Genomic DNA, 14,413 nt, shown 5'->3' with positions numbered 1-14,413 from the left:
GCTCAGCCGAGGAGGCGAGGGGGTTTCGAGACGCCGCTGCGCGGCTCCGGGGCCCGCTCAGCCGAGGAGGCCGTTCTCGTAGGCGTGCGCCACGAGCTGCACGCGTGAGGTGAGCCCCAGCTTGGCCAGAATGCTGCGAACATGGCTCTTCACGGTGGCCTCGCTGATGTACGCAGTGCGGCCGATGTCGGCGTTGCTGAGCCCGCGCGCCGCAAGCAGGAACACCTCCTTCTCGCGCGCCGAGAGCGGGGCGATCGCCGTGTCGTCCGGGCGCCGTCGCACGCCCTGCCGCGCGCGCAGCAGGTCGGCCGTGTCGCTCGGCGCGATCACCGAGTGGCCGGCGTGCACCGTGCGGATCGCGGCGAGAACGAACTCGGGAGCGGCATCCTTCACAATGAAGCCGTCCGCGCCCGCGTGGATCGCCCGCACCACCGCCTCGTCGCGCTGGAACGTCGTGAGCACGATGACCTTCGGCCGCGGCTCGGCGTCGAGCGTGGCCCGCGCCTCGGAGCGGATGCGCGCTGTCGCGGCGATCCCGTCCATGACGGGCATGCGCACATCCATGAGCATGACGTCTGGTGACTGCGTCGTCGCGAGCTGCACCGCCGCGGCTCCGTCGTGCGCCGACCCCACGAACTCCAGATCGGGCTGCGATTCGATGAGCATCTGCATGCCGGAGCAGAAGAGCTGCTGGTCGTCGACCACCGCGACACGGATGCCGCTCACGGCGCGACCGCCGCGGCCTGGCCCGCGGTCGCGCCTTCGCGTTCTCCCGCGTCGGCGTCGTCGCTCTCACCGGCGTCGAGAGCCGCCGTGGGGATGAAGGCCGTGATGATGTACCCGCACTCATCCGACCCGGCGGTGAGCCAGCCGCCGGCAAGTCGGGCTCTCTCCCGCATGCCGAAGAGGCCCCGGCCCGTGGGGCGTTCCCGGCACTCCTCAGCGTCACCGACCGCAGCGTCGCCGACCGCCGCGTCGCCGACCGCCGCGTCGGCAACCGCCGTGCCGCTCGACGCAACCGTGATCGCGAGCCCCGGCCCGCGCCAGTCCAGGCTCACGCGCGCGGCGGGCGACGCCCCGGAATGCTTCAGCGCGTTCGTCAGCGCCTCCTGCACGATGCGCACGACGGCGAGTTGTTGCGCGGCCGTCATCTCTGAGGGGTCGCCGAAGTGGTCGACGGTGAGGGCGAGGCCGGCCTCGCGCATCCGCTCAAAGAGGGGGTCGAGATCGTCGAGTGTCGGATTCGAGTGGCCCTGAGGGTCTGTGACGAGGGATTCGATGAGCATGCGCACCTCGGTGAGTGACGCGCGGGCCGCGCCCGCGATCTGCTCGAGCGAGGTGCCGACGGCGGCGGGGCGCTCGTCGCTGATGAAGCGGGCGCCGTCAGCCTGGGCGATGATGACCGACAGCGAGTGGGCCATGATGTCGTGCACCTCCTGCGCGATGCGTTCGCGCTCGGTGGAGAGGGCGAGGTCGAGCTCGGCGGCGCGCAGTTCGGCCCGCGTCTTCTCGAGCCGAACCGCGCCGAATTGCTGCAGCATCCATGCCCGGTAGCCGAAGCCCAGGAACCAGGAGCCGAGGGCGAGGGCGGCCCCGACGAGCGCGCAGGTAGCGAAAGCTTGCGTCAGGTTCTTGGGAATTCCGTTTGGATCCTGGTACTCGACAAGGAGGCCGACGCCTGGTGCTGTCAGGAGTATCGCCACCACGACCGATCCCAGGACAGCGCTCCAGAGTGCCGCCCGGCGCACGAAGCGTGAACCGTGCGCGCTCACGCAAGCGAGAACTGCGAGCAGGCCGAAGTAGACGGGCCAGCCCGTGTCCGAGAAGCGAAGCTGCCAAACAACGATTTGGGCGGCTAGGAGCGTGGCGAAAAGCGCGAGTGCAACCAGTGGCTTCCAGCGTGAAACTGCGATCGCGACACTGACCACGCCAAGTGCGATGAGCCAGCCAAGAGTGTTCCAGCGCGAGCCGAAGAAGAGCGACATGCGCCCCGCCTCGGCAATGACCCAGAGCGTGAAGAACAGAGCGGCGACCGCCGGTTCTGCGAGCGGCCGTAGCCGGGTGAGAAGTACCTGCATGGCTTTCACGCTAGGGGCCAAACCGTTGGTGTGGTCGGTAATCGGAGCGTCATTCAGCCCAAAGGATGAGACAAGCCGGTCTTCGGGCTGACGACAGGGCGCGCGTTCGGTCGCTTGGCTTGAGGCATGGAAACCACGCGCGCATCCACTGCCCCTGTTCGCCCGAGCGGCGCAATCGACCCGGCATCGGTCGAGCTGCCGCCGACGCACGTCGTCGAGATCGCGGTCGAGGTCGCGAGAGCGGCGGATGCGCCGGCCTAGCGGCCGACGATCTCGATCGGGCCTCCGCCGAGCAGCACGAACGCGAGCGCGGTGCCCGACATGACGACGAGCGCGAGCGTCAACGCCAGGTGAGGCAGCGCCCCGCCGGGAAGCGTCGCGTCGGCGTGCAGCGACGCGTGCGCCCTGCGGTAACGCGCGGACGCGGTGACGTAGGCACCGGCGGCGAACACGAGCCCGAGCGCCCCGAGCACAATCGCGGCCGGCCCCACGATGTCGAGGAACACGCGCGCGCCAGCCACGCTCGCCGCGGCGAGTGACAGCGACGTGCGGCGCCACGCGAGCAGCGTGCGCTCTGCCTGCAGGCCCGCGTCGAACGGTGTCGCGGCGGCGAGACCCTTGCCTCGCGCGCTCACGCGCATCCTCGCCCGATCACGATCGCGGCAGGAACAGGCCGATCGCGATCAGCAGAGTGGCGATCACGACGCCGACCGTGAGCAGCAGCGACAGCGGCGTTCCCGGCAGCGCGCGGCCGCTGCGCAATGCGATCTCGGTGCGCGCCCACCCGGTCCACGAGAGTGCGGCGGCGAGCAGGGCCAGAACGATGAAGACGAGCGCGGCCGTGAAGCGGAACTCCGCGCGGATCGGCAACTGCAGCGCCTCCAGTGCCACACCCGCCGCGAGCAGGGCGAGCGACGTTCTGATCCACGCCAGGAACGTGCGCTCGTTCGCGAGACTGAAGCGCGCATCCGGTTCGCTGCCGCGGCCGTACACGAAGCTCGGAAAGCGTCTCATACGGTGGCCTTTCGTGCCGGTGCGCGGGGTTGTCATGCCACCAGCAGTCTAGAGGCGCCTGGTCGATGCTCTAATGGAGGTGGGCACAACGGCTCGGCGGCGAGGGAGACGAAGGTCACGATGAGCGAGGAACGGCAGGGCGAGCAGTCGGTCGGCGGCGAGGCGGCCGGCGCGATCGACGGCGAGAGCACAGGCTGCACCTGCGGATGCACGGCGCCCGCGGCGCCGCGTACCCCGCTCACCCAGTCGCTCGGCATGCCCTCGTTCGGCCGCGCCCCGGCTGCGCGCCCCGGCGCCGGTACGGGAGTCGCCACCCACGCCATCGCACAGTGCGCCGTTCCCGCGCAGACGTTCACCATGGGCGACCCGTTCGGCGAGGGCAACCCGGGTGACGGCGATTCGGTGCTGCACGAGGTCACGCTCGACGCCTTCTCGATCGATGCGACCTCGGTCACCAACGCGGCGTTCGCCGCCTTCGTCGACGCCACCGGCTACCGCACCGAGGCGGAGACGTTCGGGTACTCGGCCGTGTTCCACCTGGGCCTTGCGGCGCCGGAGCACGATGTGATGGGGCCGGCGGCGGGCACGCCGTGGTGGTTCGGGGTACGGGGCGCCGACTGGCGGCATCCGGGGGGAAGGCAGTCGAGCATCGAGGGCCTCGAGCAGCACCCGGTGACGCATGTGAGCTGGAACGACGCCGTCGCGTACTGCGCATGGGCGGGTCGTCGGCTGCCGACCGAGGCCGAGTGGGAGTGCGCCTCTCGTGGCGGACTCGCCGGCGCTCGCTACCCGTGGGGTGATGAGCTGATGGCGGATGGCGAGGCCTGGCGCTGCAACATTTGGCAGGGGCGGTTCCCCACCCAGAACACACAGGAAGACGGATACCTGCTGACCGCGCCGGTGCACACCTTCGAGCCGAACGCCTACGGCCTGTGGCAGACCGTAGGCAACGTGTGGGAGTGGTGCGCGGACTGGTTCGACGCGCGCTACTACAGCGAGTCGCCTGCGGCCAACCCCGCGGGCCCGGCGCGCGGGGGAGCGCGGGTGCTGCGCGGCGGGTCGTACCTGTGCCACGACTCGTACTGCAACCGGTATCGCAACGCGGCCCGGTCGTCGAACACGCCCGACTCGTCGATGGGCAATGCCGGGTTCCGCACGGTGGCCGGGTGACGATCTCACGACGCGACGCGATTCTCGACGCCGCCGTCGAGGTCTTCGGTTCCGTCGGCTATCGCGGCGGTTCGCTGCGCGATGTGGCCGGTCGCGTCGGAGTGACGGTGCAGGGTGTGCTGCACTACTTCCCCAGCAAAGACGACCTGCTGCGCGGTGTGCTCGAGCGGCGCCAGCCGGAGGTGCTCGCCGAGAACGAGGCGGCGTTCGAGCGCGACGGCCTTGCCGGACTCGTCGCCGTGATCGTGCGCCGCAACCGGGACGCTCCCGGCGTGGCGAGACTCTTCACGACGCTGGCAGCCGAGGCGACGGATGCCGCGCATCCGGCCCATTCGTACTTCGTCGAACGGTACCGCTCGGTCGCGGCAGCGCTCGCCGAGAAGGTGACCGCAGAACAGAGCGCAGGGCGGATGCGCCCAGACGTGCCCGTGCAGACGGCCGTGCGCGTGCTCGTCTCCCTGCTCGACGGTCTGCAGCTGCAGTACCTGCTCGATCCTGATTTCGACGTCGAGCGAACGGCACGGGAAGCGCTGGCACTGTTCGAGGCCTCGCGACCTACCGAGCAGTAGGTAGGACATGATAGCGTCGGCGCATGAAGCCGCTGAACGTGCTCTGGATCTCGACCCACGACATCAACCCGCACCTCGGGTGCTACGCCGGCGTCTTTCCCGGTGCCGAGTATGCGGTCACACCCAACCTCGACGCCTTCGCGGCGGAGGGTGCGCTCTACGAGAACGCGTTCGCGACCGCGCCCGTCTGCGCACCGGCGCGGTCGTCGATCATGACAGGCTGCTTTGCCACCTCCATCGGCACGATGCACATGCGCACGAAGGCCGTCGTTCCGCCGGAGGTGCGACTGCTGCCCGAGTACTTCCGCGAGGCGGGCTACTACACGACGAACAACTTCTTCACCGACTTCCAGGTCGACATTCCCGGCACCACGTTCGATGACTGCAGCCCGCGCGGCCACTGGCGCAACAGGCCGAGCGACGACACCCCGTTCTTCGCCGCGTTCCACGGTCTCATCACCCACGAATCGCAGATCTACACAGACGACGAGGAGTTCGCGAGGGCGACGAGTCACGTCGCCGATGCGGACCGGCACGACCCTGCCCTGGCGCCGCTGCCGCCGTACTACCCCGACACCGAGGTTTTCCGTACATCGTGGGCCCGCTACAACGACCTCATCACCGAGATGGACCACTCGGTCGGCGAGATCCTCGCCCAGCTGGAGGAGGACGGGCTCGCCGAGTCGACGATCGTCGTCTTCTGGAGCGATCACGGGCTGGGCATGCCCCGAGGCAAGCGCTGGGTGAACGAATCGGGTCTGCGCGAGCCGCTCATCGTCCGCTGGCCGGGCGTGATCGAGCCGGGAGTGCGTCGCGACGAGCTCGTGCACGTCATGGACATCGCACCGACCATGCTCACCGTATGCGGTCTGGCCGTGCCCGAGCACATGCAGGCTGTCTCGCTCATCGACGAGAAGGGGCGCCTCGTCGACGAGCCCAACGAGTACGCATTCGGTGGCCGCGACCGCATGGACGAGCAGGAGGACACGTGCCGCACCGTGCGAGACCGGCGCTTCCGCTACATACGCAACCTGCACCCTGACCGGTCGGGCATGCAGCATTGCGAGTATCCCGACCACCTCGCCACCTGGGCCGAGCTGCGCCGTCTCTACAAGGAGGAAGCAGGGCAACTCGGCCAGGGTGAACCCCGTGACCGGCTCACCGAACTGCAGCGCAGCATCGTTGCGGCGAGCAAGCCTGAGCACGAGCTCTACGACATCGTGAATGACCCGCATGAAGAGGTGAACCTCGCCGCCGACCCGCGGTACGCGGACGACCTCGCACGCCTCTCTGACGCACTCGATGAGTGGCAGCGGCGCTATGGCGACCTCGGGCTCGTGCCAGAAGACGAGCTGATCGAGCAGTGGCGCCCTGGCGGTCGAAAGCGTCGCACCGCCGAGCCCATCGTTCGGGTCGTCGACGGCATGCTCGTTGCCGAGTGCGAAACCGACGGCGTATCCCTCGGCTGGACCACCGAACCGGTGCAGCCGCCACGCGAGCTCAGCATGCTCGAACGCGTGAGCGGAGGGCAGGATGACGGTGGTCGCCGCTGGAACCTCTACGCGCGGCCCGTCGCGCATCCCGGCGGCGACGTCTTCGTCAAGGCGTGGCGCATCGGATATGAGCCGAGCGCCGAGGTGCGCATCTCGGGTTGAGGGAGGCCGGTGCTGGGTTTCGAGACGCGCCTGGGGCGCTCCTCAACCCGCGTGGACTTCGAGACGCGCCTGGGGCGCTCCTCAACCGGCGTGGACTTCGAGACGCGCCTGGGGCGCCCCTCAACCGGCGGTCAGGAAGCGCGCCGTGGCGAGGTCTGTGATGAGCACGTCGAGCCAGCCCCCGAGCGCGGCGGCACGAATGGCCTCGTGCTTGCGCTCGCCGCCCGCGATGCCGACGGTGCGGTCGATGGCGCGCAGTTGTTCCACACTGATGCCGAGCACGCGGTCGCCCAGGTCGGTGTCGACCAGCTCGCCTGCTGCGTCGAAGAAGCGCAGGCACACGTCGCCCACGGCCCCGCGCTCTCTCAGCCGCTGCTGCTCGGTCTCTGAGATCGCGTTGCCCGAGTCTTTGAGCAGGGGTGACGGCTGAAGGCTGCCGATGCCCACGAGCAGCACGGTGAGCCGCGCCCATTCGGCGGCGACGTCAGCAACGTTCGGGTCGGCAAGCAGCGCGTCCCGCACGGCCGAATTCGCAACGATGCCCGGCACGGGAAGGAACTGAGCATCGGCGCCCGTGACGCGTGCGAGCCGGTCGGTCAGGCGCGTCGCCTGCACCTGGACCGCCGGGTTGCCGACACCCCCGAGAACCTGCACGACTGCGGATGCGGTCGGCTTCGGCCTCGGCGACATTTTGTCGACCGTGGCAAGCAGCGTAGACGACCACGACGACAGTCCCACCCGATCGCCGCCCGTCAGGGTGGTCTCAAGGTAGGCGGCACCCGCCGCGCCCAAGGCATTCAGCAGTGCGCGATCATCGTCGGAGGCGGCTTCGGCCACGACGACGTCGCGCAGGCCGTAGCGGTCGCGCACAGCATCCTCAAGCTCGGAATACACGCCGGGCGGAGGCACGACGACCGTGCGCACCACGCCCAGGGTCACCGCCTCCTTGAGGAACCGGGAAACGCGTGACTGCGAGATGCCGAGTCGTGCGGCGATCTCCGGCTGCCGCATGCCCTGCTCGTGGTACATGCGGGCGATCTTCGTGAGCAGTGACATGCGATCGGTGGCCAGGCGGCTTGCGTTGGCTTCCATCGACATGGTCACCAGAGTATTGCCTCACACGCCGCCGGCGGAGCGCCGCTCATTCGGCATAGCTGGAGAAGAGTGCTCGTTGCGCGAGAGCGAGGGCTCCGATGGCGTCGTGGCGATCCTGCGCCTCCTGAACGGCCGCGAAGTCGAGCTTCTCAAGCCCTCGGTGGGCTGCCTTGAGGAAGTCGATGGCGTGGTTCGCGGCCTCGACGCTGTTCTCGCGGAACGGGAACTGGTCGAGCTGCCAGACACCCTCCCAGTTGTTCTTGCGGAGCGTGTAGAAGAACTCGAAGAGCTCGATCGGATGCACCGTGCCGGCGACCATGTCGTCGTCCCATTGGCGCAGATTGTCGTTCACGTCCATGCCGAAGAGGCGGCCGTAGTCGATGGCGAGCTGAGCGGAGTCTGCTGGCGACTCCGCGCCGAACAGGGCGTGGCCGAAGTCGAGCAGGATGCCGACGTTGGGCAGGCCGATCTTCTCGATGCCGAGCAGGGTGCGGGCGACCGAGTCGAAGCTCATGTGCACGCGGGGCTCGCGCGGCTTGTACTCGATCACGAACTTCAGATCAGGGTTCTCGCTCGCGAGCTGCCCTACGCCGTCGAGGGAGTTCTTCCACAGCGCACCATGGTCGACCTGGAAGGGGTAGTCCCAGCCGTCCTGGCCAGGCCAGAGCTTGACGTAGTCGGCCCCGAAGTGCCGCACCACGTCGGCCGCCTGGGTAATCAGTTCGTGCGCCCTCCGCCGAACGCCCGGATCGGGGTTGGTGAACGCGCCCTTGGCGAATTCCCGCGTGTACATCTCCGGCGTGATGCCGATGACGCCGAGACCATTGCGGTCGAGCGCCTCACCCACTTGCTCGTTGGTGAACTCACCGCCGAAGAACGGGTAGTTCAGGTCGACGACCGAGAGGTCGCGCACCTGGCCGGCGAGGTCGATCGCATCGATGACCGTGCGAGGATCGCCGTAGCCGTCGGTCGCGTACCGGTCCACGTACGTCGCGAAGTGCCAGATGCCGGCTCCGTAGCGTTGCGTCTGTGTCATGTGATCTTCTCCTTGTTTAACGGGCAGTCGGTCTAACGCCGCAGGCGACTGGATGAGGGCTTCACGAGCCCGTGACGCTCGCGGCACTCCGGGAGAGCGTCACGGCATGGTGCCACCGCTCGCGCCGCCTCTCGGCTGCCGCCGCGCCGATCGCCGGCTCGAAGACGGCGCTGCCGTCGCCGAACGAGAGCACCTGGTCCGGCCGCCAGAGACCACACGAGATGCCGCCGAGATAGGCAGCGCCGAGGGCCGAGAGCCCTGACGCATTCGGCCGCGTGACCACGCGCTGGCTCAGGTCGGCCAGCAGCTGAGCCAGCCAGTCGTTCGACGCCGGTCCGCCGTCGATGAGGATCGTCTCGATGCGATGCTCCAGCCCGCGCTCGGCGGCGGCGAGCACGTCTTCGATCTGCAGCACGATCGACTCCGCCGCAGCCCGCGCGATGGTGCCTCGGGAGGTGCCGAGATCGAAGCCGGACAAGATGGCCCTCGCCGAGTCATCCCACCACGGGGCGCCGAGTCCGGCGAACGCGGGCACGATGTCGACGGATCCCGCCACGGGTGTCTCCTCGGCGAGGGCGAAGAGCTCTGCCGTCGTGGTGTCGAAGAGTTCGGCGAGCCAGACCAGGGTGCCGCCGGTTGAGAGGATGTTGCCCTCGAAGGCGTACGCCGGCTTCTCCGTCGACCACGCGAGGGTCGCCACGAGGCCCGCAGGCGCGCCCGCGGCATCCGTGCTGAGACCCATGACAGAGGAGCCCGTGCCCAGCGTCACCTTGACCGTGCCGGGTGTGCGAACACCGTGACCAAAGAGCGCGGCATGGGAGTCGCCAAGCACCGCGTTGATGCGCACGTTCTCGGGCAGCGACGGCAGTGCGGTGACCGGCCCGCTCGGCTCGACGGAGGCCGCGAGCGGCGGGAGTGCGGCGCGGGGAATGTCGAAAAGGTCGAGCAGCTCGTCGCTCCAGTCGAGCGCGGCGAGGTCGAGAAGCTGCGTACGGCTGGCGTTGCCCAGCTCGATGCGATCCGTACCGGTGAGGGCGCGCAGAATCCAGGCGTCGATCGTGCCGAGCGTGATCTCGCCGGCGCGCGCTCGTTCACGGTCGGGGTCGATCTCGTCGAGCAGCCACGAGAACTTGAGGGCAGAGAACATGGGGTCGAGCGGTAACCCGGTGATCGCTTTGGCGCGCGCGCCATGCCCCGCTGCCTCGAGTCGCATGGCGTGATCGAGCGTGCGGCGATCCTGCCAGCCGAGCACAGGGGTGAGCGGTTGCCCCGTGCGGCGATCCCACGCCAGGGCGGACTCTCGCTGATTGCTGACGGCGAGTGCCACGACCCGGTCCTCGATGCCGGCACTGGTCGACTCGATGGCCGAGATGACGCTGTCGGCGATGGCCGTGGCGTTCTGCTCGACCCAGCCCGGCCTCGGGTGCTCTTGCTCGAGCGCGACGGACGCCCAGCCCACGACCTCGCCCGCCGCGTCGATCGCGACGGCCTTGGTCGAACTGGTGCCTTGGTCGACTGCGACCACGACCGCCGTCGACGCGTCAGTCATGCGCAAGGGCCTCCCTGGCCGCCTCAGCCAGCCCGGCGGCGGTGAGCCCGAAGTACTCGAGCAGAAAGTCCGTGTTGCCGGTCGGTGCGAACTCGGTGAGGCCAAGAATACGCAACGGAACGCGCGCCTCGCGCTCCAGCGTGCCGACGTGACTGGCCACGGCGGCGCCGAGGCCGCCGGCGACGTTGGCCTCTTCGGCGGTCACGATCGCGCGTGTCTCGCGGGCGGCACTGGCGAGCGCATCCGTGTCGAATGGTGCAATGTACGCGGCATTCAGAACGCGTGCCCGGAGGCCCGAGCCGGCGAGGCGGTCGGCCGCCTCGAGGGCGCGCGAGACGAGCGTACCGGTCACGATGAACGTGACGTCGTCGCCCGGGCGCGCCGTGAGCATGCGGCCACGCTCGAGAACGTCGCTCTCGCTCGTGACATCGGGCACCTTGTGCCGGCCGACCCTGATGAAGGTCGGACGCGGTTCGGCGGCAGCGGCCCGCACGGCCTGCCGTGTCTGCCGGCGGTCCGCGGGAACGACGATGTCAAGGCCGGGCAGCGCGCGCAGCCACGAGAGGTCTTCGACGGAATGGTGGGTCGGGCCGAGCTGACCGTACGCCATACCGGGGCTCATGCCGCACAGGATCACGGGGTGCTGGCTGTAGGCGACGTCGGCCTTGACCTGTTCGAGCGAGCGGCCCGTGAGAAACGGTGCCGCGCCGCAGACGAAGGGCACCAGGCCGGATGCCGCGAGGCCGGCCCCGACACCGACCATGTTCTGCTCGGCGATGCCCACGTTGATGAGCCTGTCGGGGAACTCGTCGCGGAACGCCACCAGGTTGCTGGAGCCGACCGAGTCGTTGCACACGGCGACGATGCGCTCGTCTTCTCGCGCGAGGGCGATGAGTTCGTCGGCGAACGCCGTGCGGTTGTCATACGTCGGCAGGGCCGTCTTCTCTTGTGCTGACGCGATGGTCATGCGAGTTCCTCCAGCGCCTGGCGCACCTGCTCGGCGTTCGGCACCTTGTGGTGCCATTCCGCCCGATCTTCCATGAACGAGACGCCCTTGCCCTTGATGGTGTTGGCAATGACGGCGACGGGCCCACCCCGCTCCGCCGGGCGGAAGGCCTCGATGAGCGCGGCGAAGTCGTGGCCGTCGCTCACGCGCACCTCGCAGCCGAACGAGGCGAGCTTCTCATCCAGGGGATCGAGGGCATTCGTTTCCTCGGTGCGCGCCCCCTGCTGCAGCCGGTTGCGATCGACGATGACGACGAGGTTATCGAGACGGTACTGCGAGGCCGCCATGAGTGCCTCCCAGTTGCTGCCCTCCTGCAGCTCGCCGTCGCCCATGACCACGAAGACGCGGGCATCGCTGCCGGTGAGCCTGGCACCGATGGCCTCTCCGACCGCGACGGGCAGGCCATGGCCGAGCGGGCCGGTGTTCGTCTCGACGCCCGGCACCGTGGTTCGGTTCGGGTGCCCGTTGAGCGCCGAGAGCGGCTGCATGAACGTGGCCAGCTCGCGCGGCGCGAAGTATCCGCTGTAGGCAAGCGTCGAATAGAGGGATGCGGCGCAGTGGCCCTTGCTCAGAATGAACCGGTCGCGGCCTGCTCTCTCGGGCTCACCCGGATCGAGGCGAAGAACGTACGCGTACAGCGTGGTGAGAATGTCGGTCACCGAGAAGTCGCCGCCGATGTGCCCCTGGCCGGCGCTGTCGATCATGCGAACGACGCTGCGTCTGGTCTGTCGTGCCGCCGTGGCCAACGCGGCCGCGCGCTCTGCGGGTGGCGCATCCGCAAGCCTGGCTCGGAGCGCCCGCCAGCTCTCGAGCTGGGCGGGATCGGGGGTCAGCGCGGTCGCGTGCGGCTCGCCTCTCGTGAGTGTCTGTTCTGTCATGTCTTCCGCTTGCATATCTATTCATTAGTGAATTGAACTTGCATGGAGTGTGACATGACGGGCATGATGATGTCAATCGATCAAGGAGGATCATGCAGCCGCGTGCACGCGTCATCATCGACAACGACTTCTCGGGTGACCCCGATGGTCTCGTTCAGCTCGCCCACCACGTGCTTTCGCCGTCAGTCGAGATTGCGGCGATCATCGGGTCGCAGCTGGGGCAAAGCGTTCCGTTCGGGGACTGGCGAGGCGGCGCAGCCCGAGCCGCGGATCGAATTCGCGACGTGCTCGATGCGCTGGGGCGTGCGGGCGAGGTGCACGTGATCGCCGGTTCCGACGTCGGCCTGACCGACACGCAGACACCCGTGGATTCAGACGGAGCCCGGGCGATCGTTGCCGAAGCGATGCGCGACGACACCGACCTGCCGCTGTTCATCGCGTGCGGCGGATCACTCACCGAGCTCGCGAGTGCATGGCTGCTCGAGCCCCGCATCGCCGAGCGGCTCACACTCGTCTGGATCGGGGGTCAGGAGTACCCCGGCCTGGCGGTGCCGCCGCCCGGGTACGACGCCGTCGAGTACAACTTGAACATCGACATCACCGCGGCCAGGGTCGTGTTCAACGACTCGTCGATTCCGATCTGGCAGGTGCCGCGTGACGCGTATCGGCAGGCGATGCTCTCGCGACTCGAGCTCGAAGAGCGCATTCGGCCGTGCGGTGCGATCGGCGCCTTGCTCTTCGACGCGATCGATGAAGTCGAGACCATGGCCGCGCAGTACGGGTTGCCGGCGGGCGAGACCTACATCTACGGCGACAACCCGCTCGTGCTGCTCACGGCACTGCAATCGTCGTTCCAGGCGGATCCCTCCTCCAGCCGGTACGAGGTGCGGCCTGCTCCCCGGTTCGGCCCGGACGGCATGCCCGATTTCGACGGCGGCGGGCGCAGCATCCGCGTCTATACGCAGCTCGACAACCGGCTCATGTTCGAGGATCTGTTCCTCAAGCTGAAGCGGGCAGGGCGTGAATGATGCGTGCCACCTCAGAGGTCGACGGTGAGCAGGGGCTGCACGTGATGCCGCAACTCGAGCGCCATATCGAGGCTCTCGCGGTTGAGCAGCCACTGTACTTGAAGGCCGTCCATGACCGCGATCATCGACCGGCCGGCGCTCGCCGGCTCGACTCCGTCGGCGAGCTCCCCCCGCTGGCGCATGAGCTCGAACGATTCGACCGCATAGCCGACGACGGTGCGGTAGCGGTCGATGAAGTATTGGTGGGCGGGGTGATCGGCTGATGTCGCCTCGGCTGAGAGAGTGCAGTAGAGCTCGACAAGCCCCGGCACGCGGGAGTTGTGCTCGACCAGCTCGAGAAGGCTGCGGACGGCCTCGAGCCCCTTGGGTTGGCCCTGGAGGTCCAGGCGCTCGCGATCTTCATGGTCACGCCACTCGAGAATCGCCGTCAGAAGGTCGATCTTGCTGGCGAAGTGATGGAGCAGTCCGGCCTGACTCATGCCAACGCGGTCAGCGATGTCGCGGATGGAGCCGTTGCGAAAGCCGGAGCTCGAGAAGACCTCGATGCCGGCCGCGAGGATCTCTCGCCGACGTGCCGCCGTCTTGGCGTACGCGCCGCGCGGCTTTCCGTTTCCCGTCATCACACCTCCACCGTGAGCAGTGGGCGCAGGTACGCGCGCACCTCGTCAGACATGCTCACGCTCTCGCGATCGAGGAGCCACTGCACCTGCAGCCCGTCCATGAGGGCGATGAGGTTGCGGGCGGCCGCGAGCGGCTGCACGCCGTCGGCGAGCTGCCCGTTTTCGCTCATCGTCGCAAACGATTGCCCAGTCGATGCGACGAGGGAGCGATAGCGTTCCTGAAAGTACGGGCGTGCCGGGTGGTCCAGGGCTGTGGCTTCGGCCGAGAGCACGCAGTGCAGCTCAACCTGGCCGGGGACGCTCTCGTTGAAGCTCACGAGATCGACGAGCTGGCGCAGCCGATCTATGCCGACGGGCGCGAGCCCCGTTCCCGCATGCATTCGCTCCCACGCCGCGTCGTCACGGGCCTGCAGCACCTGCGCGAGCAGTTCATTCTTGCTTCGGAAATGGTGCAGGACCCCCGCCTGGCTCATGCCGACCCGGTCGGCGATGTCGCGAATGGAACCGCTTCGGAACCCGGAGCTGGAGAAGACCTCAAGTGCGGCGTCGAGTATCTCGCGACGCCGGGCTGCCGTCTTGGCATAGCTGCCACGAGTGCGGCCGATCGTGCTCATGGGGCGAGAGTAGCAGCGATCTCGTCTCGAAATTGCGAAAACCTACTAGGTGCTCGCTTTTTGTGTTATCTTCGCTGATCAGAGATAGCCCGATGGGGGGC

Annotated in this window: 16 protein-coding genes; 5 read left to right on the top strand and 11 right to left on the bottom strand. The window is 68.4% G+C overall.

The window, feature by feature from the left end; translation table 11 throughout:
- Positions 1-57 precede the first annotated feature (57 nt).
- A complete protein-coding gene (locus OSC27_RS10550; protein ID WP_267181421.1) occupies positions 58-726 on the bottom strand; it encodes a response regulator in 669 nt (222 codons plus the stop codon).
- Complete coding sequence (locus OSC27_RS10545) at positions 723-2,078, bottom strand: sensor histidine kinase (RefSeq protein WP_267181420.1); 1,356 nt, start codon at positions 2,076-2,078, stop codon at positions 723-725. Before OSC27_RS10545 ends, OSC27_RS10550 begins: the two co-directional genes overlap by 4 nt.
- Before the next feature lie 126 nt (positions 2,079-2,204).
- Between OSC27_RS10545 and OSC27_RS10540 the strand changes: the two genes are divergently transcribed.
- Positions 2,205-2,339 carry a hypothetical protein gene (locus OSC27_RS10540; protein WP_267181419.1) on the top strand — a complete coding sequence of 45 codons (135 nt, stop codon included), beginning with the start codon at positions 2,205-2,207 and terminating at the stop codon, positions 2,337-2,339.
- On the opposite strand, the gene OSC27_RS10535 is transcribed toward OSC27_RS10540, so the two are convergent.
- Both OSC27_RS10535 and OSC27_RS10530 read right to left on the bottom strand, forming a co-directional pair.
- Complete coding sequence (locus OSC27_RS10535) at positions 2,336-2,713, bottom strand: YidH family protein (RefSeq protein ID WP_267181418.1); 378 nt, start codon at positions 2,711-2,713, stop codon at positions 2,336-2,338. The two genes, OSC27_RS10540 and OSC27_RS10535, sit on opposite strands and share 4 nt — an antisense overlap.
- 16 nt (positions 2,714-2,729) lie before the next feature.
- Positions 2,730-3,128 (bottom strand): YidH family protein, encoded by a 399-nt coding sequence (locus tag OSC27_RS10530; protein ID WP_267181417.1) that lies wholly within the window; start codon positions 3,126-3,128, stop codon positions 2,730-2,732.
- Positions 3,129-3,212: 84 nt separating this feature from the next.
- On the opposite strand from OSC27_RS10530, the gene OSC27_RS10525 reads away from it, so the two are divergent.
- The 3 genes from OSC27_RS10525 to OSC27_RS10515 are packed head-to-tail and all read left to right on the top strand — an operon-like array spanning position 3,213 to position 6,486.
- The gene (locus tag OSC27_RS10525) at positions 3,213-4,262 is read left to right on the top strand and encodes a formylglycine-generating enzyme family protein (RefSeq protein ID WP_267181416.1); all 1,050 of its coding nucleotides are present in this window, start codon (positions 3,213-3,215) and stop codon (positions 4,260-4,262) included.
- On the top strand, positions 4,259-4,831 hold the full coding sequence (locus OSC27_RS10520) for a TetR/AcrR family transcriptional regulator (protein WP_267181415.1): 573 nt from the start codon (positions 4,259-4,261) through the stop codon (positions 4,829-4,831). The genes OSC27_RS10525 and OSC27_RS10520 overlap by 4 nt, the downstream gene beginning before the upstream one ends.
- Before the next feature lie 23 nt (positions 4,832-4,854).
- Positions 4,855-6,486, top strand: a complete 1,632-nt coding sequence (locus OSC27_RS10515) for a sulfatase (protein WP_267181414.1) — start codon at positions 4,855-4,857, stop codon at positions 6,484-6,486.
- A 120-nt stretch (positions 6,487-6,606) separates the two neighbouring features.
- Here the strand turns inward: OSC27_RS10515 and OSC27_RS10510 are convergent, their stop codons facing one another.
- From OSC27_RS10510 to OSC27_RS10490, 5 genes are all read right to left on the bottom strand, one after another.
- On the bottom strand, positions 6,607-7,584 hold the full coding sequence (locus OSC27_RS10510) for a sugar-binding transcriptional regulator (RefSeq protein WP_267181413.1): 978 nt from the start codon (positions 7,582-7,584) through the stop codon (positions 6,607-6,609).
- Between the two features lie 43 nt (positions 7,585-7,627).
- Positions 7,628-8,617 carry a sugar phosphate isomerase/epimerase family protein gene (locus OSC27_RS10505; protein ID WP_267181412.1) on the bottom strand — a complete coding sequence of 330 codons (990 nt, stop codon included), beginning with the start codon at positions 8,615-8,617 and terminating at the stop codon, positions 7,628-7,630.
- Between the two features lie 61 nt (positions 8,618-8,678).
- Positions 8,679-10,166, bottom strand: coding sequence for an FGGY family carbohydrate kinase (locus OSC27_RS10500; protein WP_267181411.1), 1,488 nt, complete (start codon positions 10,164-10,166; stop codon positions 8,679-8,681).
- Positions 10,159-11,133 (bottom strand): transketolase family protein, encoded by a 975-nt coding sequence (locus OSC27_RS10495; RefSeq protein WP_267181410.1) that lies wholly within the window; start codon positions 11,131-11,133, stop codon positions 10,159-10,161. Before OSC27_RS10495 ends, OSC27_RS10500 begins: the two co-directional genes overlap by 8 nt.
- A complete protein-coding gene (locus OSC27_RS10490) occupies positions 11,130-12,050 on the bottom strand; it encodes a transketolase (protein WP_267181409.1) in 921 nt (306 codons plus the stop codon). The genes OSC27_RS10495 and OSC27_RS10490 overlap by 4 nt, the downstream gene beginning before the upstream one ends.
- A 92-nt stretch (positions 12,051-12,142) precedes the next feature.
- On the opposite strand from OSC27_RS10490, the gene OSC27_RS10485 reads away from it, so the two are divergent.
- Entirely contained in the window at positions 12,143-13,078 is a 936-nt protein-coding gene (locus OSC27_RS10485; protein WP_267181408.1) for a nucleoside hydrolase, read from the top strand.
- Positions 13,079-13,089: 11 nt separating this feature from the next.
- Here the strand turns inward: OSC27_RS10485 and OSC27_RS10480 are convergent, their stop codons facing one another.
- Positions 13,090-13,698, bottom strand: a complete 609-nt coding sequence (locus OSC27_RS10480) for a TetR/AcrR family transcriptional regulator (RefSeq protein WP_267181407.1) — start codon at positions 13,696-13,698, stop codon at positions 13,090-13,092.
- The gene (locus OSC27_RS10475) at positions 13,698-14,312 is read right to left on the bottom strand and encodes a TetR/AcrR family transcriptional regulator (protein ID WP_267181406.1); all 615 of its coding nucleotides are present in this window, start codon (positions 14,310-14,312) and stop codon (positions 13,698-13,700) included. Before OSC27_RS10475 ends, OSC27_RS10480 begins: the two co-directional genes overlap by 1 nt.
- Positions 14,313-14,413: the final 101 nt, after the last annotated feature.

Origin of the sequence: Microbacterium sp. STN6, assembly GCF_026410545.1 — a bacterium.
GTDB lineage: Bacteria > Actinomycetota > Actinomycetes > Actinomycetales > Microbacteriaceae > Root112D2.
This window is presented reverse-complemented; position numbering and strand designations above follow the sequence as displayed.